Origin of the sequence: Streptomyces sp. Edi2, from assembly GCF_040253635.1 — a bacterium.
Taxonomy (GTDB): Bacteria; Actinomycetota; Actinomycetes; order Streptomycetales; family Streptomycetaceae; genus Streptomyces.
This window is the reverse complement of the sequence record NZ_JBEJGX010000003.1, coordinates 8,783,362-8,802,931: the sequence shown is the minus strand read 5'-3', so window position 1 is coordinate 8,802,931 and position 19,570 is coordinate 8,783,362. Positions and strand designations below refer to the sequence as shown.

General features: G+C 73.0%; 17 protein-coding genes and 1 pseudogene. 12 read left to right on the top strand and 6 right to left on the bottom strand.

Annotated features, from left to right (window positions below):
• Nucleotides 1-11: 11 nt before the first annotated feature.
• Genes ABR737_RS42085 through ABR737_RS42065 form a run of 5 tightly spaced genes read right to left on the bottom strand, consistent with a single transcriptional unit; the run spans nucleotide 12 to nucleotide 5,233 of the window.
• Nucleotides 12-1,184, bottom strand: a complete 1,173-nt coding sequence (locus ABR737_RS42085; protein WP_350256411.1) for an acyl-CoA dehydrogenase family protein — start codon at nucleotides 1,182-1,184, stop codon at nucleotides 12-14.
• 42 nt (nucleotides 1,185-1,226) lie between these two features.
• On the bottom strand, nucleotides 1,227-3,326 hold the full coding sequence (locus tag ABR737_RS42080) for an acetate--CoA ligase family protein (RefSeq protein WP_350256410.1): 2,100 nt from the start codon (nucleotides 3,324-3,326) through the stop codon (nucleotides 1,227-1,229).
• A gap of 2 nt (nucleotides 3,327-3,328) precedes the next feature.
• Nucleotides 3,329-3,520, bottom strand: a complete 192-nt coding sequence (locus tag ABR737_RS42075) for a ferredoxin (RefSeq protein WP_152104223.1) — start codon at nucleotides 3,518-3,520, stop codon at nucleotides 3,329-3,331.
• 13 nt (nucleotides 3,521-3,533) lie between these two features.
• Nucleotides 3,534-4,808: an NADH-ubiquinone oxidoreductase-F iron-sulfur binding region domain-containing protein gene (locus tag ABR737_RS42070; RefSeq protein WP_350256409.1), complete on the bottom strand. Its 1,275-nt coding sequence runs from the start codon at nucleotides 4,806-4,808 to the stop codon at nucleotides 3,534-3,536.
• Nucleotides 4,805-5,233: a hypothetical protein gene (locus tag ABR737_RS42065; protein ID WP_350256408.1), complete on the bottom strand. Its 429-nt coding sequence runs from the start codon at nucleotides 5,231-5,233 to the stop codon at nucleotides 4,805-4,807. Before ABR737_RS42065 ends, ABR737_RS42070 begins: the two co-directional genes overlap by 4 nt.
• Nucleotides 5,234-5,607: 374 nt before the next feature.
• Between ABR737_RS42065 and ABR737_RS42060 the strand changes: the two genes are divergently transcribed.
• From ABR737_RS42060 to ABR737_RS42030, 7 genes are all read left to right on the top strand, one after another.
• The gene (locus ABR737_RS42060; RefSeq protein WP_350256407.1) at nucleotides 5,608-6,759 is read left to right on the top strand and encodes an aromatic ring-hydroxylating oxygenase subunit alpha; all 1,152 of its coding nucleotides are present in this window, start codon (nucleotides 5,608-5,610) and stop codon (nucleotides 6,757-6,759) included.
• 148 nt (nucleotides 6,760-6,907) lie between these two features.
• Nucleotides 6,908-8,041, top strand: coding sequence for a polyamine ABC transporter substrate-binding protein (locus ABR737_RS42055; RefSeq protein WP_350256406.1), 1,134 nt, complete (start codon nucleotides 6,908-6,910; stop codon nucleotides 8,039-8,041).
• 1 nt (nucleotide 8,042) lies between these two features.
• The gene (locus tag ABR737_RS42050; RefSeq protein WP_350256405.1) at nucleotides 8,043-8,945 is read left to right on the top strand and encodes an ABC transporter permease; all 903 of its coding nucleotides are present in this window, start codon (nucleotides 8,043-8,045) and stop codon (nucleotides 8,943-8,945) included.
• Nucleotides 8,942-9,787 (top strand): ABC transporter permease, encoded by an 846-nt coding sequence (locus ABR737_RS42045; RefSeq protein WP_350256404.1) that lies wholly within the window; start codon nucleotides 8,942-8,944, stop codon nucleotides 9,785-9,787. The genes ABR737_RS42050 and ABR737_RS42045 overlap by 4 nt, the downstream gene beginning before the upstream one ends.
• 5 nt (nucleotides 9,788-9,792) lie before the next feature.
• Nucleotides 9,793-10,914: an ABC transporter ATP-binding protein gene (locus ABR737_RS42040; protein ID WP_350256403.1), complete on the top strand. Its 1,122-nt coding sequence runs from the start codon at nucleotides 9,793-9,795 to the stop codon at nucleotides 10,912-10,914.
• A 107-nt stretch (nucleotides 10,915-11,021) separates the two neighbouring features.
• Nucleotides 11,022-12,335 (top strand): flavin monoamine oxidase family protein, encoded by a 1,314-nt coding sequence (locus tag ABR737_RS42035; RefSeq protein WP_350256402.1) that lies wholly within the window; start codon nucleotides 11,022-11,024, stop codon nucleotides 12,333-12,335.
• Nucleotides 12,328-13,761, top strand: coding sequence for an aminobutyraldehyde dehydrogenase (locus ABR737_RS42030; RefSeq protein WP_350256401.1), 1,434 nt, complete (start codon nucleotides 12,328-12,330; stop codon nucleotides 13,759-13,761). Before ABR737_RS42035 ends, ABR737_RS42030 begins: the two co-directional genes overlap by 8 nt.
• A 69-nt stretch (nucleotides 13,762-13,830) precedes the next feature.
• Here the strand turns inward: ABR737_RS42030 and ABR737_RS42025 are convergent, their stop codons facing one another.
• Nucleotides 13,831-14,757: a DMT family transporter gene (locus ABR737_RS42025; RefSeq protein WP_350256400.1), complete on the bottom strand. Its 927-nt coding sequence runs from the start codon at nucleotides 14,755-14,757 to the stop codon at nucleotides 13,831-13,833.
• A gap of 401 nt (nucleotides 14,758-15,158) precedes the next feature.
• On the opposite strand from ABR737_RS42025, the pseudogene ABR737_RS42020 reads away from it, so the two are divergent.
• The 5 genes and pseudogenes from ABR737_RS42020 (at nucleotide 15,159) to ABR737_RS42000 (ending at nucleotide 19,452) form a co-directional block, all read left to right on the top strand.
• A pseudogene (locus ABR737_RS42020) lies at nucleotides 15,159-15,942 on the top strand (GntR family transcriptional regulator).
• 103 nt (nucleotides 15,943-16,045) lie between these two features.
• Nucleotides 16,046-16,273 (top strand): 4Fe-4S dicluster domain-containing protein, encoded by a 228-nt coding sequence (locus ABR737_RS42015; protein WP_350256399.1) that lies wholly within the window; start codon nucleotides 16,046-16,048, stop codon nucleotides 16,271-16,273.
• A gap of 13 nt (nucleotides 16,274-16,286) precedes the next feature.
• Entirely contained in the window at nucleotides 16,287-17,753 is a 1,467-nt protein-coding gene (locus tag ABR737_RS42010) for an ABC transporter substrate-binding protein (protein WP_350256398.1), read from the top strand.
• Nucleotides 17,750-18,673 carry an ABC transporter permease gene (locus ABR737_RS42005; RefSeq protein WP_502964457.1) on the top strand — a complete coding sequence of 308 codons (924 nt, stop codon included), beginning with the start codon at nucleotides 17,750-17,752 and terminating at the stop codon, nucleotides 18,671-18,673. The genes ABR737_RS42010 and ABR737_RS42005 overlap by 4 nt, the downstream gene beginning before the upstream one ends.
• Nucleotides 18,670-19,452: an ABC transporter ATP-binding protein gene (locus tag ABR737_RS42000; protein ID WP_350256397.1), complete on the top strand. Its 783-nt coding sequence runs from the start codon at nucleotides 18,670-18,672 to the stop codon at nucleotides 19,450-19,452. Before ABR737_RS42005 ends, ABR737_RS42000 begins: the two co-directional genes overlap by 4 nt.
• Nucleotides 19,453-19,570 lie beyond the last annotated feature (118 nt).

Below are 19,570 nucleotides of genomic sequence, written 5' to 3'. Positions count from 1 at the left end.
GCGGGCGGCGGTCAGGGCAGGGGCAGGTCGAGGGCGCGGGTGCCGCGCTTGATGAGCTCGTTGGCGATGATCAGGCGCTGGATCTCGGAGGTGCCCTCCCAGATCCGGTCCACCCGCAGCTCCCGGTACAGGCGCTCCACGGGGTACGAGCGGTCGTAGCCACGGCCGCCGAAGATCTGCACACAGCGGTCGATGACCCGGCCCGCCGCCTCGCTCGCCGCGAGCTTGGCCGTCGAGGCCTTGGCGTGCAGCGTCTTGGGGTCGGCGCCCGGCTGGTCGGCCTCCCAGGCGACCTGGTGGGTGTAGGCCCGGTTGACCGCGATATCGACCGCGCAGTCCGCCAGCATCCCCTGCACCAGCTGGAAATCAGCGATCGGCGATCCGAACTGCTTGCGCTCCACCGCCCAGTCGCGGGCCAGTTGCAGGGCCCGCTCGGCGGCGCCCGTCGTCCTGGCCGCGATCATCAGCCGTTCGTCGGTGAACCATTCCTTGGTGAGCTCGTAGCCGTTGCCGACGCCGCCGAGCACGTCGTCGTCGGGGACGAAGACATCGGTGAAGGTGAATTCGGGGTGCCCGTTGACCGCGGAGTGCATGAAGCGCGGCACCCGGGTCATCCGTACGCCCGGTGCCTGCTTGTCGACGAAGAAGAGGGTGGCCGCCCGCTCCGGGCCGGCGTCCGCCTGCACCAGCAGGAAGTCCGCGATGTCGCCGCAGGTCACGAACCACTTCTCGCCGTTGAGCAGCCAGCCGCCCTCGGTACGGGTGGCGGTGCTGGTGCCCGAGGAGGGGTCCGAGCCCGCACCGGGTTCGGTCACCGCGAAGGCGTCGAAGCGCTCGCCCCGGATGACGGGGAGGAGGTACTTCTCCCGCTGGGCCTCGGTGCCGTACGCCAGCACGTTGGCCGGCCGCCAGGGGATGTCCCACAGGCAGTTGGTGACCTTGCCGAATTCCTCCTCGACGATGACCTGGTCGAGCAGCGAGAGTCCCGGGCCGCCCCACTTCTCGGGCATGTTGATGGCGTAGACGCCGGCGTCGATCGCGGCCCGGGTCAGCTCGCGGACGGTTTCGGCGGGCAGCGGTCCCCCGGCCTCCTCGGCCTGCTGCTCGTACGGGAACAGCAGCTCGGTGTAGGCGGCGGCGCGGGCCTTGAGATCGGCCTGTCGGGCGGTGTAGCGGAAGTCCATGGTTCCTCCGGAACGGCGGGCGGGGCGGGGGCAGGGCGGGCGTCAGGCCAGTACGGCGCGGGCGTCGAGGGCGAGGGCGCCGTCCGGGCGGACGAGCAGCGGGTTGACCTCGATCTCCGCGATCTCGGGGTGGGCGGCGGCGAGCGTGGTGACGCGCTCAACCACGGCTGCCGCGGCCGCCAGGTCGACGGCGGGGCGGCCGCGGACGCCCTGGAGGAGCGCGGCGGTCCGCAGCCCGGTCAGCAGCTGTGCGGCACGGTCCGCCGGGACGGGCGCCAGGGCGAAGGCGACATCGTGCAGTGCCTCGGTGAGCACCCCGCCCAGGCCGACCATGGCGACCGGCCCGAACCGGGGATCGCGGTGCACCCCCACGATCAGCTCGACGCCGTCGGTCAGGTCGGCCATCGCCTCGACGGAGTAGGAGGCGGCGCCGAGCCGGGCGTGCATCTCCCGGAAGGCGGTGACGAGCGCGGCGCGGTCCGGCAGCCCCAGCGCGACACCGCCGGCGTCGGACTTGTGCAGGAGGTGGAGGGCCTTGAGGACGAAGGGGCCCTCGAACGCGTCCGCCGCGGCGAGCAGTTGGGCCTCGTCGGTGATCTCACGGGCCTCGGGGAAGGGCACCCCGGCGGCGCTCAGCAGGGCGCGTATGCCGTGGTAGCCGGGGTCGTCCAGCGGCGGTGCGGCCGGGGGCAGCGGGCGGACGCCGGGCGGGCCGGCGGCCTCGTGCATCTCGGGAGCCGGGGTCATGGCCGCCAGCGCGCGGGCCGCGTCCTCGGTGGCGGCGAACACCGGTATGCCCGCCTCGACCAGCGTCCGGCAGCTGGGGGCGTCCGGGAACATCGACTGCACCACCAGGGGCTTGGCGGCGCTCGTCGCACGGGCGGCCATCTGCTGCGCGGTCTCCAGCTCGCCGGCCGCGAGCGCGCTGCCGCCGCCCGCGGTGCCGCTCTCGGCCGCCGGGCCGCCCAGGCCGCCGGTCGCCGCCGAGTAGCCGCCGAAGTACCCGGTCAACAGGACGGAGTCGACCTCGTCCAGGGCGAGCAGGGCGGCGACGGTGTCGCCGTAGGAGTGCGGGTTCTGCTCCCCCATCCCGGCCAGGTCGACGGGGTTGCCCACCGCGGACTGTTCCCACAGCAGCGTCCTGAGCCGTTGCTGTGCGGCGGGTCCGAGTTCGGGGACGGCCAGCCCGGCGGTTTCGGCGGCGTCGGCGGCGATGGCGCCGTGGCCGCCGCCGTCGGTGCAGACCGCGGTGCGGGGTCCGGTGGCGCGCCGCCCCCCGTGCAGCGCGGCGAGGACGACGGTCATCTCATGGGGGGTGGCGACCAGTTCGACGCCCGCGTCCCGGCAGGCGGCGGCCACGACATCGGCGGAGGTGGTCAGGGCCCCGGTGTGCGACTGGGCGCTGCGCGCGGAGGCGGCGCCCCGCCCTGCGGTGAGCAGGACCACCGGTTTGCCCGCGGCGGCGGCCGCCTCGGCGAAGGCCCGGCCGTCGCCGAAGTCCTCCGCGTAGACGGCGATGGCCCGGGTGGCGTCGTGCCGGGCGGCGTCCTCGATCAGGTCGACGAGGGTGACATCGGCCTGGTTGCCCAGCGAGACGAAGCGGGAGAACCCCAGGCCGTGCGGGGCGCAGCGGAGTTGGAGTTCGAGGGCGAGGTTGCCGCTCTGGCTCAGCAGGGCGATGCCGCCGGGCGCGAAGCGGTCCGAGGCGAGGTAGAGCTCGGTGGTGTTGTCGGCGATGCCGAGGCAGTTGGGGCCGACGAGGACGGCGCCGGCGGCGCGTACCCGCTCGGCGATCGCCTGCTGGCGGGCCAGCCCGACGGCGCCGGTCTCGGCGAAGCCGGCGGTGATGCCGACGAGGGCGCGGGCACCGCAGGCGAGCGCGTCGTCGACGGCGGCCTCGAAGCCGGGGCCCGGTACGGAGATCACCACGAGGTCGACGGGTTCGCCGATCCCGGCGAGCGAGGTGGCCGCGGTGCGCCCGAGGACCGTGCCGCCGCGGCGGTTGACGAGGTGGACGGGGCGGCGGTCGGGTGCCCGCAGCGCCTGGGCGGCGACCGCATGGCCGTACTTCGCCGGGTCGTCACTGGCCCCGACCACCGCGACCGACTTCGGGTCGAACAGGGCCGACAGGTCACGTCCCATGGTCACCTCTCCAGCCGGAGCGCGGAGTTGGGGCAGGCCTCGGCGGCGGCGCGGGCGGCGTCCTCGGAAGCGCCCGGGGCCGGGTCGGCGGTGACCGCGGCGTAGCCGAACTCGTCGAGGTCGATGAGGTCCGGTGCGGGTTCCTGGCACAGGCCGTAGCCCTGGCAGCGGGTGGCGTCGAGACGGAGTTTCACGGCGGTCGTCCTTTCAGCGGGGGGAGGCGGCGGAGCGGGGGCGGGGCACGGTGCGGCGGGCGACGTAGGGGACGGGGACGGTGAGCCGGCCGGCGTCGGCGGGCGCGGCGCAGCCCGGGCAGGGGGCGTCGAGGTGGGCGCGGACCAGGTCGGGGAAGGCCCGCAGGAGGCTGCCGGCCGTGCCCGCCGCGGCGTCGAGCAGACCGCAGGCGCCGCGGCCGGGCAGCGAGGTGGACCAGCGCCGCAGCCGGGTGAGGAGACCCGCGTCGGCCGTGCCGTTCGTCAGCGCACCGACGGCGTCGCGCACGGAGCCGGTACCCGCGACGCAGATGCCGCACTGCCGGGCGCTCTCGGCGGCGAGATGGGCGACGGCGGCGGAGACGAGGGAGACTGGGCACTCGTCGGGGGCGAGGAAGCGGATCGCCCCGCAGCCCAGTGCCGTGCCCGCGGCCGTGAGGGTGTCGGGGTCCAGCGCGAGATCGAGCCGGCCGGGGCCGAGCAGCCCACCGAAGAGGCCGCCCATGAGGACGCCGGCCGGTTCGGGGGTGCCCTGGGCCCGCGCCAGGGTCCGCAGTGTGCAGCCGTAGGGCACCTCGGCGAGCAGGGGTGCGGCGCCGCCGCCGGCGAGCGTCACCAGGGTGGCGCGGGCCGTGTGGCGCCCGCGGTCCGGCTGGGCGGCGATGAGCGCGATCCGGGCCAGGGACTCGACGTTGGCGACGAGGGTGGGTGCGCCGCCGACGCCCTGCTGGTAGGGGCGGGGCGGTTTGGCGGTGGGGAGGGCGGGGCCGCCGTTGATCCGGCGGACCACGGCGCTCTCCTCCCCCGCGACATAGGTGTGCGGGGTGTCGACGACGTCGCACGGCAGTTGGGGTGCCCGTTCGGCGAGCGCACGGCGGATCCGTTCGCCCGCCGCGGTGTCGGAGACGTAGACATAGCCGCGTTCCGCGCCGGTGATCTCGGCGGCCCGCGCCAGCCCGTCCAGGACCAGATGCGGGCGGGCCCGCAGCAGCCAGCGGTCCTTGACGGAGCCGGGCTCGCCTTCCTCGCCGTTGGCCACCACGACGGGCCGGGGCCCGGCGTCGCGGACGGCGCGGAGTTTCGCCGCGGTGGGGAAGCCGGCGCCGCCGCGTCCGCGCAGGCCGTCGAGGCGGTCGAGGAGTTCCGCCGCGCCGATCGTCCGGCGGTAGCCACCGGCGGCCAGGTACGCCCTGGCGTCCTCGGTCACGCCGGGCATCGCGCCGAGCACGGAGGGGGTCCCCTGCGGTAGGAGCGAGTCGGTCCCGGTCATCCTCGGTCTCCGTCCGGTGGGGTGGTGCGCAGGGTGCGCACCGCGCGTTCCAGGGCGCCGCGGTCCGCGGCCGTCCGGTCGTACCCCGGTCCGGGGAGGCCGATCAGCATGCGGTGGTGGTCGAGCACGACCTCGGCCGCGCGGAGGGCGGCCCGGCGGTCGCCGGGGCGGGTACGGCCGGCGACCGCGGTCACGAGGTCGGTCACCTCGGCGAGGTAGCGGAGCCAGCCGTGCTGGGTGCCGTGCAGGATCAGGCGCTCGACGCGGCGCCGTTCGGCCGCGGTCGCCTCCGCTTCCGCTTCCGCTTCCGCGGGAACGTCCGGCGTCCGCCGCGCGGCGCTGCGCAGGGCCGCGACGGTGGCGGGCAGCTCCCGTTCGGGTTCGGGGGTGAGCCCGAGCCAGATCAGGTTCCGACGACCGCTCATGCGTGCCTCCGGGGAGAGGGGTGGGGTGCCGGCACGGACCGGGGCGGCCGGGTGGGGGCGGAGCCTGGTGACCCGGCGCCGGGGTGAGGTGCCGGTGACGTGCCGTTACGGGGCTTCGGCCTGCGTGATCGGGGCGCGGCGCGCCCGCTCGCTGCCCGGGATCCGTGCGGCGGAGCGCCGGAGCGACGATGCCACTAAGCTAACTAACCAATTAGTCAGGACACAAGTCTTGACTTCGTTGAAACCCGCCAGCAATCTGACTGACCAATTAGTCAGCACGGAATCCGAGGCGCCGGTGCGCCGGTTCAGGGGCTTTTCACCGCGCCCTGCCGCCTCGGCACCCAGCACCCCGTGCGGCATGGAGGAGTGACCCGATGCACCCCGAAGCCACCACGGCACCGACCCCTCAGGATGTCCCCGGCCGGGCGCTGTCCGGCCGTTACTACACCGACCCGGTCACGGCCGCCGCCGAGACGCGGCACATCTTCGCCAAGTCCTGGCAGCTCGTGTGCCACGAGTCCGATCTCCCCGGCCCCGGCGCACGGCTCGCCGCCACCGTCGCCGACCGCGAGGTCCTGGTCGTCCGCACCGAGGACGGCACCCTGACCGGGCACCTCAATGTGTGCCGGCACCGCGGCACCCGCCTGGTCTCCGCCCCCGAGGCGTCCGGCAAGGCCATCCGCTGCCCGTATCACGGCTGGACCTACAAGCTCGACGGACGGCTGGTCGGCGCGCCCGAAGCACGGCAGATCCCCTGCCTGGACAAGCCCGCCCTCGGCCTCTTCCCGGTCCGGGTCGAGTCCTTTCTGGGATTCGTGTTCGCCAACCTCGATCCGGACGCCGTGCCGCTGGCGGAGCAGTGCGCCGGGCTGGCGGAGGCCGTCGGCCACTACGCGGGGACCGATCTGGTGCCCGTCGGACGCAACCGCATCCACGACCTGGCCGGCGCGGAGGTACAGCACGCCAACTGGAAGGTCGCGGTCGACAACTACCTGGAGGGCTACCACGTCCCGGTCGCCCACCCCGGGCTGATGCGCCTGCTCGACTACCAGGGCTACACCAGCGAGATCGACGAGTCCTATGTCCTCTTCGCCTCACCGCTGCGCGACAAGCCGTCCTCCAACTGGGCCGAACGTCTCTACCAGCGCCTCGCCTCCCCCATGCCGGGGCTGACCGAGGCCGACCGGCGGATCTGGCGGTACGCGGTGATCTACCCCAACACGCTCATCGACTTCTACCCCGACCATGTGCTTGCCTGGACCGCCCTACCGACGGCGGTCGACCGGGTGGCCGTCCCCGGCGCTTTCTACACGCGCCGCGGGACGAGTGCGCGGACCCGGCTCGCGCGCCGGCTCAACATCCACATCGGCTGGATCACCAATGACGAAGACGCCGAATTGGTGTCCCGGGTGCAAAAGGGCCTCGGCACCCCGGGCTTCGAGCCGGGCCCCCTGTCCCGCCGCGAGGCCGCGGTCGGCTGGTTCGCCGACCGGGTACGCACCGACCTCGGTGGCGCGATGCGCTGACCCCCACCGGTGAGACAGCGCCACGAGCCGTCCCCCACGGCGCGCCACGCCCCGCGCCACGGCTGACAGGTCCCGCACGGCGGACAGGGCTTCCGTGCATCCGTGACCGCTCCCTGAAGCAGCGCACATCCCCTACGGAGAGGACCCCATGTCCCCCGAGGAACCTCCATCTCCGTCCCGGCGCGCGTTCCTGCGCTCGGGCGCCGCCGCGGCTCTCGGTGTCGGCCTGGCCGGATGCGGCTTTCTGCCGGAGGACCGCAACGCCTTCGGCGATCCGGACCAGCCGATCGACGTGAAGGCGGACGGCGACCTGGTCTATTTCAACTGGGCGGACTTCGTCGCCCCGGCCGTCTTCGACGGATTCGAGAAGGAGTACGGCGTCAAGGTCATCCAGTCGAACTTCGACTCGATGGAGGGCATGGCCGCCAAGCTCAACGCCGGGAACCGCTACGACATCATCTTTCCCACCGCGAAATGGGCGCAGCGGCTGGCCCAGGGCCGGCGGCTGCGCCGTATCGACCACTCCCGCCTGCGCCACGCCGACGCGGTGTTCGGCCGCTACCACTACTTCGCCGACCCCTGGTACGACCGCCGCTCGGCGCATACCGTCCCGTTCACCATGTACAAGACGGGCATCGGCTGGCGGAAAGACCGGATAGGCGACGACCTGACCGGCTCCTGGGGCGACCTGTGGAGCGCCCGGGCCAAGGGCCAGGTGTTCGTCCTCGACGACCGCGACGAGGTGCTGGGCATGGCCGCGTTCAAGCTCGGCCTGGACATCGACACCTCCGACGCGCACGACCTCGCCCGTATCACCAAGGCGCTGCAGAGCCTGCGCCCCCGGCTGCGCGGCTTCTCCAGCGACAGCTACAACAACCTGCTCAACGGCAACGCGGCGATGACCCAGGCCTGGAGCGGCGACATGGCCGCGATGCTCGGACAGGCCAAGGACCCGTCCGTACTCGGCTTCGAAGTGGCGCGGGAGGGCGCGCCGATCAACTCGGACTGCTACGCGATCCCCGCCAACGCCCGCCACCCCGGCACGGCGATGCTCTTCATCGACTACATGCTCAGACCCGAGAACGTGCGGAAGAACATCCGGTACATCGGCTACCCCATGCCGGTCGGCGGCAGCGAGGAGGTCTACGCCTCGATCGTGAAGCCGTTCCCGCAGTGCCTGGTCGCCCCCGACGACCTCAAGGCCGATCTCTTCTTCCGCAATGCGTCGTCGAAGGGCGAGCAGGCCCGCGATACCGCCTGGACCCACGTGAAAGCCGGCTGACATGGCACAACGCACCCCCTCCGGAGCACTCCCCGGCCGCCGCGGGCGCTCCGCGTCCGGCACCCGGCTGTGGACCTGGCTGATGCTTCCCGGCACCCTGTGGATGACCGGGTTCCTCATCGCCTCCCTGATCCTCGTGGCCACCCTGGCCCTGGGCACCACCGACCCCCTCGGCAACCCGCGCTTCGGGTTCAACTTCGACAACATCGCGGCCATGGCCGACCCGGCCTACCGCATCGTGCTGCTGCGCTCGCTGGGCTTCGCCCTGATCGCCTGCGCCGTCTGCCTGGTCGTGGCCTATCCGGTCGCCTACACCATCGCCCTGCACGGCGGGCGGTTCAAGAATCTGCTGATCGCCGCCATCGTCGTCCCGTTCTTCGCCAACTACCTGGTGCGGATGTACGGCTGGTCGGTGGTGCTCTCCGACGGCGGCCCGGTGCTGAAGGCGCTGCGGGCGGTCGGACTCGCCGACGCGCACACCAAGATCCTGCAGAGCGGGGTCGGCGTCATCGCCGGGCTCGTCTACGGCTTCATCGTCTTCATGATCATCCCGCTGTACGCGGCGCTGGAGCGGATGGACCTCTCGCTGATCGAGGCGGGACGCGATCTGTACGGAGGGCCGTTGCGGACCTTCTTCTTCGTCACCCTCCCGGCGACCCGGCAGGGCGCGGCCGCGGGCGCCGTCCTGGTCTTCCTGCCCGCCATGGGGGACTTCGTGAGCGCCCAGCTGATGGGCGGGCCGGACCAGATCATGATCGGCAACCTGATCCAGGACAAGTTCTTCCAGGGCCAGAACTGGCCGCTCGGCTCCGCCCTCACCATGCTGATGATGGCGGTGCTCTTCATCGGGATGCTCGGCTATCTCCGGCGCACCCGCAAGGACGAGGCGGAGGCCGCCCGATGACGCTCCGCACCCCGCACCGCCGGCACCGCCGCGGCACCGACCGCAAGCCCCGGCTCGCCCTCACCGCCACCACCCTCTTCTTCCTGCTGCTCTACCTCCCCATCGGCGTGGTGGTCCTCTTCTCCTTCAACGGGCAGAAGTCGCTCACCGTCTTCAAGGGCTTCAGCCTCCGCTGGTACTCCGACTTCTTCCACGACAACGTGCTGATCGAATCGCTCGGCATGAGCCTGCGGGTCTCCCTGGTGGCCATGGCGGGCTCGGTGGTCCTGGGCGTGGCGCTGGCCCTGGGGCTGGTGCGCTGCCGTACCCGACTCGGCTCGCTGGCCGGCCTGATCATGCTGGTCCCGCTGATCACCCCGGAGATCGTCACCGGTGTCGCGGCGATGCTGCTCTTCAAGGGCATGGACATCACCCTCTCCTCCGGCACCGTGATGCTCGCGGAGATCACCTTCTCCATCTCCTATGTGACGGTGATCCTGCGCTCGCGGATCGCCGCCCTCAACCCGGAGGTGGAGGAGGCCGCGATGGACCTGGGCGCCACCCGGTGGCAGGCGCTCCGCCTGGTCACCCTGCCCGCGCTGCTGCCCAGCATCCTGGCCTCCGCGGTCCTCGTCTTCGCCCTGGTCTTCGACGACTTCGTACTGGCCTACTTCACCACCGGCGTGGACCCGCAGCCGCTGTCCGTCCGCATCTACTCGGCGATCCGGTTCGGCGTACAGCCCACCATCAACGCGGTCGGCACGCTGATGCTCATCGGCTCCATCGGCCTCATCGGTCTCGCCCTGGCCATCCCGCGTCTGTTCGGCCGCCGCGGTGGCCTCGATCTGCTCTCCGGGAAGTGACACCCATGACCTCCTCCGACACCCCCTCCGCCGGCGCGGCCCCGGCCGGCGACCCGGCCGGTGCCCCGCCCGCCGTCCGGCTCGACCACCTCAGCAAGAACTACGGCGGCTCCTACGCGGTGCAGGACCTCTCCCTGGACATCGCAGCCGGCGAGTTCTTCTCCCTGCTGGGCCCGTCCGGCTGCGGCAAGACCACCTCGCTGCGGATGATCGGCGGCTTCACCGACCCCACCGCGGGCACCATCCTGCTCAGCGGCGAGGACGTGACCGCGCTCCCGCCGGACAAGCGCAACGTCAATACGGTCTTCCAGAGTTACGCCCTCTTCGACCACCTCTCGGTGGCCGACAACGTGGCCTTCGGCCTCAAGCGCAAGGGCGTCGGCCGGGCCGAGATCCGCGAGCGGGTCGGCGCCATGCTCGAGCGGGTGCAGCTCGGCGGCCTGGGCGACCGCAAGCCCGGTACGCTCTCCGGCGGCCAGCGCCAGCGGGTGGCCCTGGCCCGCGCCCTGGTCAACCGGCCCCAGGTGCTGCTGCTCGACGAGCCGCTGGCCGCGCTCGACCTCAAGCTCCGGCGGCGGATGCAGGTCGAACTCAAGCAGATCCAGCGCGAGGTCGGCATCACCTTCGTCTTCGTCACCCACGACCAGGACGAGGCGCTGACCATGTCGGACCGGGTGGCGGTGATGAACGAGGGCCACGTGGAGCAGTGCGGCACGCCCGAGGACGTCTACGAACGCCCCGCGAGCCGCTTCGTGGCGTCCTTCATGGGCACTTCCAACCTGGTCCCCGGCACCTACCGGGACGGGCAGGTCGTCCTCGACTGCGGTCCGGCTCTCCCGGTCGGCGACCGGAGTGGTGTGGCCGACGGCAGCAGCGTCAGCCTGTCGGTCCGGCCGGAGAAGATCTGGCTCTCCGACTTCGAACCGGGCATGGCGCTGGTGCAGGGCGTGGTCCGGGAGACCGTCTACTCCGGCCCCACCACCACCTATCTGATCGAACTCGCCCCCGGCGTCACGGTGACCGTACTGGAGCAGAACACCGACCGCTCGCGCATGGAGGACCGCTGGAGCGGCGGCGAGAGCGTGGAGATCGGCTGGCGGCCGGAGCACTGCCTGGTCCTGGAGTAGGGCCGCGCCCTCCGGATCAGCCCGGGCCCGCTCCGGCAGCTGCGCCGGCCGGGCCCTGGTGCGCCCGCCCCAGCAGCCGTTCACCGACAGCAAAGGAAGCCCTCCCCATGAACCACGATGTCATCGTGCTCGGTGCCGGCCTCGCCGGGCTCGCCGCGGCGCGTGACCTGAGCGCGGCCGGCGCCGATGTCCTCGTCCTCGAAGCCCGCGACCGGGTCGGCGGACGCGTCGAGCAGGCCGTGCTGCCCGACGGCCGGCTGGTCCAGCTCGGCGGCGAGGTGGTCGGCCGGGCCCATACCGCCTACCTCGCGCTGGCCGCGGAGCTCGGCCTGACCCTCATTCCCAGCTATGTCGCCGAGCCCGGCAAGATGGCGCGGGCCACCGCGGAAGGGGTCTCGGCGGGCGATCCGCCGCACTGGTTCGGCCCCGGCGACGAGGCCTGCCACCGTAAGGTCACCGACGCCTTCGTCGCGCTGGCCCGGACCGTCGACCCCGGGGACCCGTGGTCCCATCCGCACGCGGCGACCCTCGACCGCCTGTCGGTCGGCGCCTGGCTGCGCGGCGAAGGCGCGAGCCCCGCCGTCGTACGGCTCTGGGAAATAGGCCAACTCGCCCTGGCCAGCGGCTCCTACGAGCGCACCTCCCTGCTCTCCGCGCTGCGCAAACACGCCGCGGTCCCCGGGGACGATCCCTACGCCTACGAGGACTGGGAGGGGCTGCGGGTGGCCGAGGGCTCGGCGACGGTGGCGCTGCGCATGGCCGCGGAGCTCGGCCGCCGCATCCGGCTCGAAGCGCCCGTCGAGGAGGTGGCGGTGCGGCCGGGAGGCTGCCGGGTGCGGCTGTCCTGCGGGGAGACCCTGACGGCGGATGCCGTGGTCAGCGCGCTGCCGGTCGGTCCGCTCCGCTCGATCGCCGTCACCGGCGTCTCCGAGGCCCGGCTCGCCTCACTGCACCGCCAGCGGCACGCCGTCGCGGCCAAGTTCGCCGCGGCCTACGACAAGCCCTTCTGGCGCAGCCGGGACCTCAACGGTCTCTCCGAGTGCGAAGGCGTGCTCGGCAGCACCTGGCCGCAGAGCGAGGGCATCCTCTCCGCGCTGATCCCGCCCGAGCGCTACGGCGTCCTGCTGGGCATGCCCGCCTCGGTCCGTGACCACGAACTGCTCTCGGACGTGGCGCGCCTCTACGGTGCCGAGGCCTTCCAGCCGTTCACGTCGTATCTGCGGCTGTGGGGCACCGACCCCTGGACCCAGGGGTACGTCACGCAGTGGAATCCCGGCGATGTCATGGCCGTCGGCCCGCTGCACGGCACACACGAACCGCCCTTCTACGTCTGCGGGTCCGACCAGTGGGTCGCCGGCTATATGGAGGGCGCCGTCCGCACCGGCCGCGACGCGGCACGGGAGGTGCTGCGTCATGGCTGAGGACCCCAAGCCCGCCCCGGTCCGCAATCACCTCGCGGGGACGGGCCGCCCGGCGGCCTCCGGCGCGACGATGGACCTGGTCAACCCCGCCACCGGCGAGGTGCACGGCAGCGCGCCGCGCTCCGGCCCGTCCGACACGGACGCGGCCTGCACCGCCGCGCAGAACGCTCTCGTCCGCTGGTCGACGACCACTCCCGCCGAGCGGCAGCGGGCGCTGCTGCGGATCGCCGAGGCGGTCGAGGAGCACGCCGACGCCCTGGTGGCCGCCGAGGTCGGGGACACCGGCAAGCCGCCGGAACAGTTCCGGACCGAGGAACTGCCCGCGGTCATCGACACCTTCCGCTTCTTCGCGGGGGCGGCGCGCAATCTGCCGGGGGCGGCCGCGGCCGAGTACACCGAGGGCCGCACCTCGGTGCTGCGTCGCGAACCGGTCGGTGTCTGCGCGCAGATCACCCCCTGGAACTACCCGCTGATGATGGCCGCGTGGAAGGTCGCCCCGGCGCTCGCGGCGGGCAACACCACGGTACTCAAGCCCGCCGACACCACCCCGTCGTCCACGGTGCTGCTCGCCCGGATCGCCGCGGAGCATCTGCCGCCCGGCGTACTCAATGTGGTCTGCGGGGACCGCGACACCGGGCGGTCCCTGACCGCGCACCCGGTGCCCCGGCTCGTCGCCGTCACCGGCAGTGTCCGGGCCGGGCGGGAGATCGCCGCCACCGCCGCGGCGGACCTCAAACGGGTGCACCTGGAACTGGGCGGCAATGCGCCGGTTCTCGTCCACGAGGACGTGGACGCCGGGGCCGCCGCGGCCGAGCTCGCGGCCGTGGCGTACTACAACGCCGGCCAGGACTGCACCGCCCCCACCCGGTTCCTGGTCCACCACCGCCGCTACGACGCCTTTGTGACCGCGTTCGCGGCGGCGGCGCGCACCCTGCGGACCGGGCCGCCCGGCGATCCGGCCGCCGACTACGGCCCGCTCAACAGCGAGGCCCAACTCACCTCCGTACAGGGGTTGTTGCGCCGACTGCCGGACCATGCCGAGGTGGTGGCGGGAGGCACGGCACCGGGAGGGGCGGGCTGGTTCCACTCCCCCACGGTCGTGGCCGGGGTGCGCCAGGACGACGAGATCGTGCAGGAGGAGATCTTCGGCCCGGTCGTCACGGTGCAGCCCTTCACCGACGAGGACGAGGCCGTCCGGCTGGCGAACGGGGTCCGGTTCGGTCTGGCGGCGAGCGTGTGGACCGCCGATCACACCCGCGTCATGCGGGCCACCCGCGCCCTGCACACCGGGATCGTCTGGGTGAACACCCACGGGACGACGGTGTCGGAGATGCCGCACGGCGGGGTCAAGCACTCCGGCTACGGCAGCGACCTGTCCCTCGCGGGCCTGTTGGACTACACCCAGGTCAAGCACGTCATGCTGTGAGGCTCATGTGGTGCGGTGGGGGCTACCGGGCGCGGGTGGGTCCGGTAGCCCCCCGGCACCGCACGGCGCTCAGGTATCCGCCGGTCCGGGCGCCGTACCCGCGTCGTGGGCGGCGGCCGGTGTCGTCTCCTGAGCACCTGTCAGGTCCCGGGCCAGCGCCACGCGGGAGAGCAACACGGCGCCCCACAGGACCAGTGCGACGCCAATCGCCTCGGGGATCAGCCACCAGCCGGCCCGTACCCGTTCGTCGTACAGGGTGACGCCCAGCGACAGGCTCACCAGCGCGTCGCCGAGGGTGAGGACCGGCTGGGAGGCGGTCAGCGGGCCCGACTGCATGGCGTTCTCCAGGAGGAAGATGGCCAGTACGCCGGTGGCGGCGAAGCCGTAGGTCTGCCAGGTGCTGAAGAACGCGGCGGGCCCGCCGGTCTGCCAGGCATGGGTGGCGTCCTTCAGCATGGCCGCGGTGAGGGCGTACCCGACCGCTGTCGCCCCGGCGAAGCAGGCGGCCCGTACGCCGCCCGCCCCGCGGCGGAGCGCGGCACCGACCGCCGTGGCGATCACAGCGGCGCAGACCACCAGGGCGGGCACCCAGCGGTCGAACGGGGCGTGGGTGGTACCGATGGTGGGCGCGGCGGCAGCGAGGGCGGTTCCGAGCCCGACGACGAGCAGCCCCACACCGATCCAGCCGGTGCGGGGGATGTGTCCGCCCAGCAGGACCCGTCCGATGAGCAGGGCGAGGGGCAGTTCGAGGACGAAGAGGGGCTGCACCACCGACAGTGCACCCTGGGACAGAGCCAGCGCCTGGAAGCAGGCCGCGGCGACGACCGCGAGCATCCCGCCGAGCCAGACCGCACGGTGCAGCAGGTCGACGAGCAGGCCGAGGCGCAGTCCGCTGGACAGCGGGACCGTACGGGCGGCACGCCGCTGCAGGACCGTGGCCAGCGCATTGCTGGCTGCCGCGAGCACGGCGAACACCACGGCCGGCCACGTGGTCACGGCCCACCTCCTCGTCGGCCGCCCGGGCACCCGGCGGAGCCGCGCCGCGGTGGTCGGGCGGCGGTCGGGCGGGCGGCGTGCGGCGCTGTACCGGTCCTCGACGCTATCCGGCAGCCGGCCGGGACCGCCCGGCGACACGGGCGCCGGGGGCCGCATTCGCTGGGCCGGACGGACGTTTCCCGGGTGCGGGGCGGCCGTTCCCGGGTGCCGGGCAGGCGGGTCCCGGGTGCCGTACGGCCGCGCCCCGGGTGCCGGACGGCCGCCTCCCAGGTGCCGTACGCCTGCTACCCGGGGTGGCAGATCTTGTCGCGTCGGCGTCGAACCACCAGGTCACAGGCTCGCCCCAACCGGTGGCAGGTGGCGCAACACTGCGGCAACACCACTGGCCGGATCTCGTCGGTATGGTCCACCGCATGTCCGCCCCACGCACCCGCCAGCACACCACTCCGGTAGCGGCCGCGCGCCGTCGCCGGCTCCGCGCGGACCGCGCCCGGCAGCTCGCCGACCTGCTGCGCCACCAGGTGCTCGGGGGCGGCTTCCCCGGCGGCGTACTGCCCCACGAGGAGGTGATCGGCGCGGACTACGGCGAGTCCCGTAACACCGTCCGCCAGGCCCTCGATCTGCTGCGCGCCGAACAGCTCGTGGCGCGTCAGCCGGGTGTGGGCACGGTGGTGGTGTGCCGGAAGTACCCGCATGCGCTCGACCGGCTGATGGGGCTCGCCGAGACCCTGCACCCGCACGGCAGGGTCACCAATGAGGTGCGCACCATCAACCCGGTCGCGGCTCCGGCCCCGGTGGCACAGCGGCTGCGGATCCCGCCGCGTGCCGAAGTGCTGTACGTGGAACGACTGCGCAGACTCGACGGTCTGCCGCTGTCCCTGGACCTGACCTATGTCCCGATGCACATCGGGCTTCCCCCTGCTCGACGCCGATCTGGAGAACAACGACGTTTTCCGGCTGATCGAGGAGACCGCCGGACAACCGCTGGGCACCGCGGAGATCACCCTGGAGGCCGTCAATGCCGACGCGCACTCCGCCGCCGTGCTGGAAGCCCCGCGCGGCACCGCCGTGCTGATGCTCGAACGTCTCACCCATCTCGCCGACGGCGCCCCCGTCGACCTGGAGTTCATCCGCTTCCGCGGCGATCGCCTCACCATGCGGGGCCTGTTGCGCCGCACGCTCTGAGCCGCCGCCGTCCCCGCCGACTCCCTTTCCCCGCCGACTTCCCACTCGCCCCTCCTCTCACCGCTTCCCGCTCCCCCGCCCTCGCCATGCCCTGGAGACCGCCATGCCTGTTGCGCCCCAACGCGCCGACGTGCCCGTGACCATCGACGAGTCCAAGTGCATCGACGGCTGCACGCTGTGCGTCGACATGTGCCCACTGGACTCGCTCGCCATCAATCCGGCGAGCAACAAGGCGTACATGCACGTCGACGAGTGCTGGTACTGCGGGCCGTGCGCCGCACGCTGCCCCACCGGCGCGGTCACGGTCAACATGCCCTATCTGTTGCGATGAGAGGCCCCCGTCCATGAGCTCCCGATTCACGGGCTCCCGGTTCGCACCGTCCCCGTCCTCCTTCCCGCCCTCGCCCTTCTTCCGGCGCTCGCCGGACCCTTCCTCCACCGCACGGCGTACGGCGCGCCGCAGGGCGTCGCTCGCCACGGCGCTCGCGACCGCGCTGCCGGCGGCCTTGCTCAGCGGCTGCGGCACCACCGCGGACGCCTCGGACGGCAAGACCGTCACCGTGACCGTCGGCTACCAGTCCAAGACCATCAACACGGTCACCGCCGGCACCCTGCTGCGCTCGCTCGGTTCCTTCGAGCGTGCGCTGCGCGCCCAGGGCAAGCGGGACGGCAAGGTGTACAAGGTGCGGTGGCAGGATTACGCGACCGGTGCGCCGATCACCGCGCAGATGGTCGCCGGGAAGGTCGACATCGGTTCGATGGGCGACTTCCCGCTGCTCCTCAACGCCGCCCGCGGCACACAGCTGCACGCCCCCACCCGGCTGGTCTCCGTCACCGGCTACAACCTGCGCGGCGCGCTCAACACCATTGTCACCAAGCCGGGTTCGGCCCTGCGCTCGCCGGCGGACCTGCGTGGCAAGAGGGTCTCCAGCAGCGTCGGCTCGGCCTCCGACGGCACTCTCGTACGGGCCCTGCAGCGGGCCGGGATCGATCCGGAACGCGGCATTCACAAGCTCAACCAGCAGCCGGCCGTGGGTGCCTCGGCGCTCCAGTCGGGCAGCGCGGACGCCCTGTCGCAGTTCGTGGCCTGGCCGGGTCTGCTCGCCTTCCAGGGCAAGGCGCAGGCGCTCTACGACGGGGGCGCGCTCGGCCTGCCCACCTTCCACGGTGTGACCGTACGGGACGCCTTCGCCGGACAACGCCCGGCCGTGGTCAGGGCGTTCCTCACCGCACAGCGGGATGCGACGCGCTATCTGCAGACCCACCCCGTCGACGCCGCGCAGCGGGTTGCCAAGGCCACCGGTCTGCCGCCCGAGGTGGTCTACCTCTACAACGGCGCCGGCGGCCTCGCCACCTTCGATCCCACGCTCAAGCCACAGCTGATCGCCGCGCTGAAGAAGGATGTGACGGTGCTGCGCGCGGCCGAGCTGACCGGGCCGGTCAACGTTGACTCGTTTGTCAATGACCGTTACGTCAAACAGAGTTACGGCAGCGGGTACGCCAAGGCCCGGAGCAGCACCGCACACCCGTCGCCCGACGAGGTGTGGCTGCGCGGCGAGGACCGCACCCACTCCTTCAGCGGCCCACAAGCCCTCCTGCGGTTCGCCGCCGCCCATCGCGACGCGGTACGGGCCGCGTATGTGGCCGACGCGACGACCGGCACCCGCTGGTTCGCCGACAAGTCGGTCTGGGTCCACGACGGCGCCCGGCTGCTGCCCTTCGCCACCCGCGCCACCGCCGACACCTGGACCCGGCACCATCGCGGTGCCCGCACTCTCAGCTACGCCGCCGCTCTGGAGCAGGCCCGGTGAGCGCGCCCACCTCCACGACCACCGGGCCGGGCCGGGCGGGCCCGCGCCGCCGGGCCTGGACCCGCCGTGCCCGGCGCACCGCGGCGGTCCTCGCGGCGCTCGCGGTGTGGCAGCTGCTCGCCCAGTTCCGGGTCAACCTGTGGTTGCGGTTCTCCCAGTTCCCCACCGTCACCGAAACGGCTGAGGCGTTCGCCCGCCGGCTCGGCACCGCCGCGTACTGGCAGGACGTCACCGACAGCCTGACCCGGATCGTCGGCGGCTTCGCCCTCGCGGCCGTGCTCGGCGTCACCGTCGGCATCGCGGTCGCCCGCTCCCCGCTCGCCTCCGACCTCCTCGGCCCGCTGCTCGAAGTGCTGCGCCCGATACCGGCGATCGCGCTGGTGCCGGTGGCGATCCTGCTGTTCCCCAGTAATGAACAGGGCATCGTCTTCATCACGTGCACCGCCGCGTTCTTCCCCGTCACGGTCTCCACCCGGCACGCGGTGCGGGCGCTGACTCCCGTTTGGGAGGAGGCGGTGCGCACCATGGGCGGGGGCCGGTGGCGGGTACTGCGGTCGGTGGTGGTGCCGGGGGCGTTGCCCGGCATCCTCGGCGGGCTGTCGGTGGGCATCGGTGTCTCGTGGATCTGTGTGATCTCCGCCGAGATGATCTCCGGAGAGTACGGCGTGGGGTACCGGACCTGGCAGGACTACACCATTCTCGACTACCCGGGGGTCTTCGTCGGGATGGCCACCATCGGACTGCTCGGCCGGTTCACCTCCACGGCGGTGGAACTGCTGGGGCGCCGGCTGACCCGGTGGCTGCCGCGGGCCGCCGAGGGCTCCCCTCCGCCCACGGGCGGCCGGGGCGGGTGGCGGGTCGGCCGATGGCAGGTCGGCCGGTGGAGGGTGCGCCGTTCGGCGCTCGGGGAGTCCTCATGACCCGTACCGAGATCACCACGGCGGCCGCGGCGCCGGAAGCCCTCCCGGGCCTCGGTCTGACCCTCGATGCCGCCGTGCTGGGCCGGCCCGGCGCCCCCGTGCTGGAGGGCCTGGACCTCGATGTCGCCCCCGGCGAGATCGTTACCGTAGTCGGACCGTCCGGCTGCGGCAAATCGACCCTGCTGCGTACTCTGGCTGGTCTGCTGCCGCTGCTCGGCGGCCGGCTGAGCCAGGACGGTCGGCCGGTCGAGGGGCCCGCGGCCGACCGGGCGCTGGTCTTCCAGGAGGATGCGCTGCTGCCCTGGCGCACCCTGCGCGCCAATGTGGAACTCCCCCTGGCCGTCCGGGGCGTGGCCCGCGCCGAGCGCCGGGCGCGGGCGGACGAATGGCTGGCGCGGGTCGGACTCGGCGTGCACGCCGCGCGCCTGCCGCACCACGTCTCCGGCGGCCAGCGGCAGCGCACCCAGCTGGCCCGCGCGCTGGCCGGGCGGCCGCGTGCGGTCCTGATGGACGAGCCGTTCGGGGCACTCGACGCGCAGACCCGGGCCGGCATGCAGCAGTTGCTGGTGACGGCACTGCGTGGCACCGGCGCCACCGTCGTCTTCGTCACCCACGACGTGGACGAGGCGCTGTTTCTCGGCGACCGGGTCGCACTGCTGGGCACCGGCCGGGTGCTGGACGTCCCGCGGCCACGCTCCCGCACGGCGCACGCCGAACCGGCGACGGCCGCCCTGCGCCGCGAAATCCTCGCTTCCCTGACCGACCGGCCCGCCCCCTGACCCGATGCCGGCCACCCTCACGACCCGACTGACATGACCCGATCTGACCGGCGCGTCACACGACGTGACCGGGCAACCGAAAGGCACCGCCATGCCGCACGGCACCGCACTGCCGAAA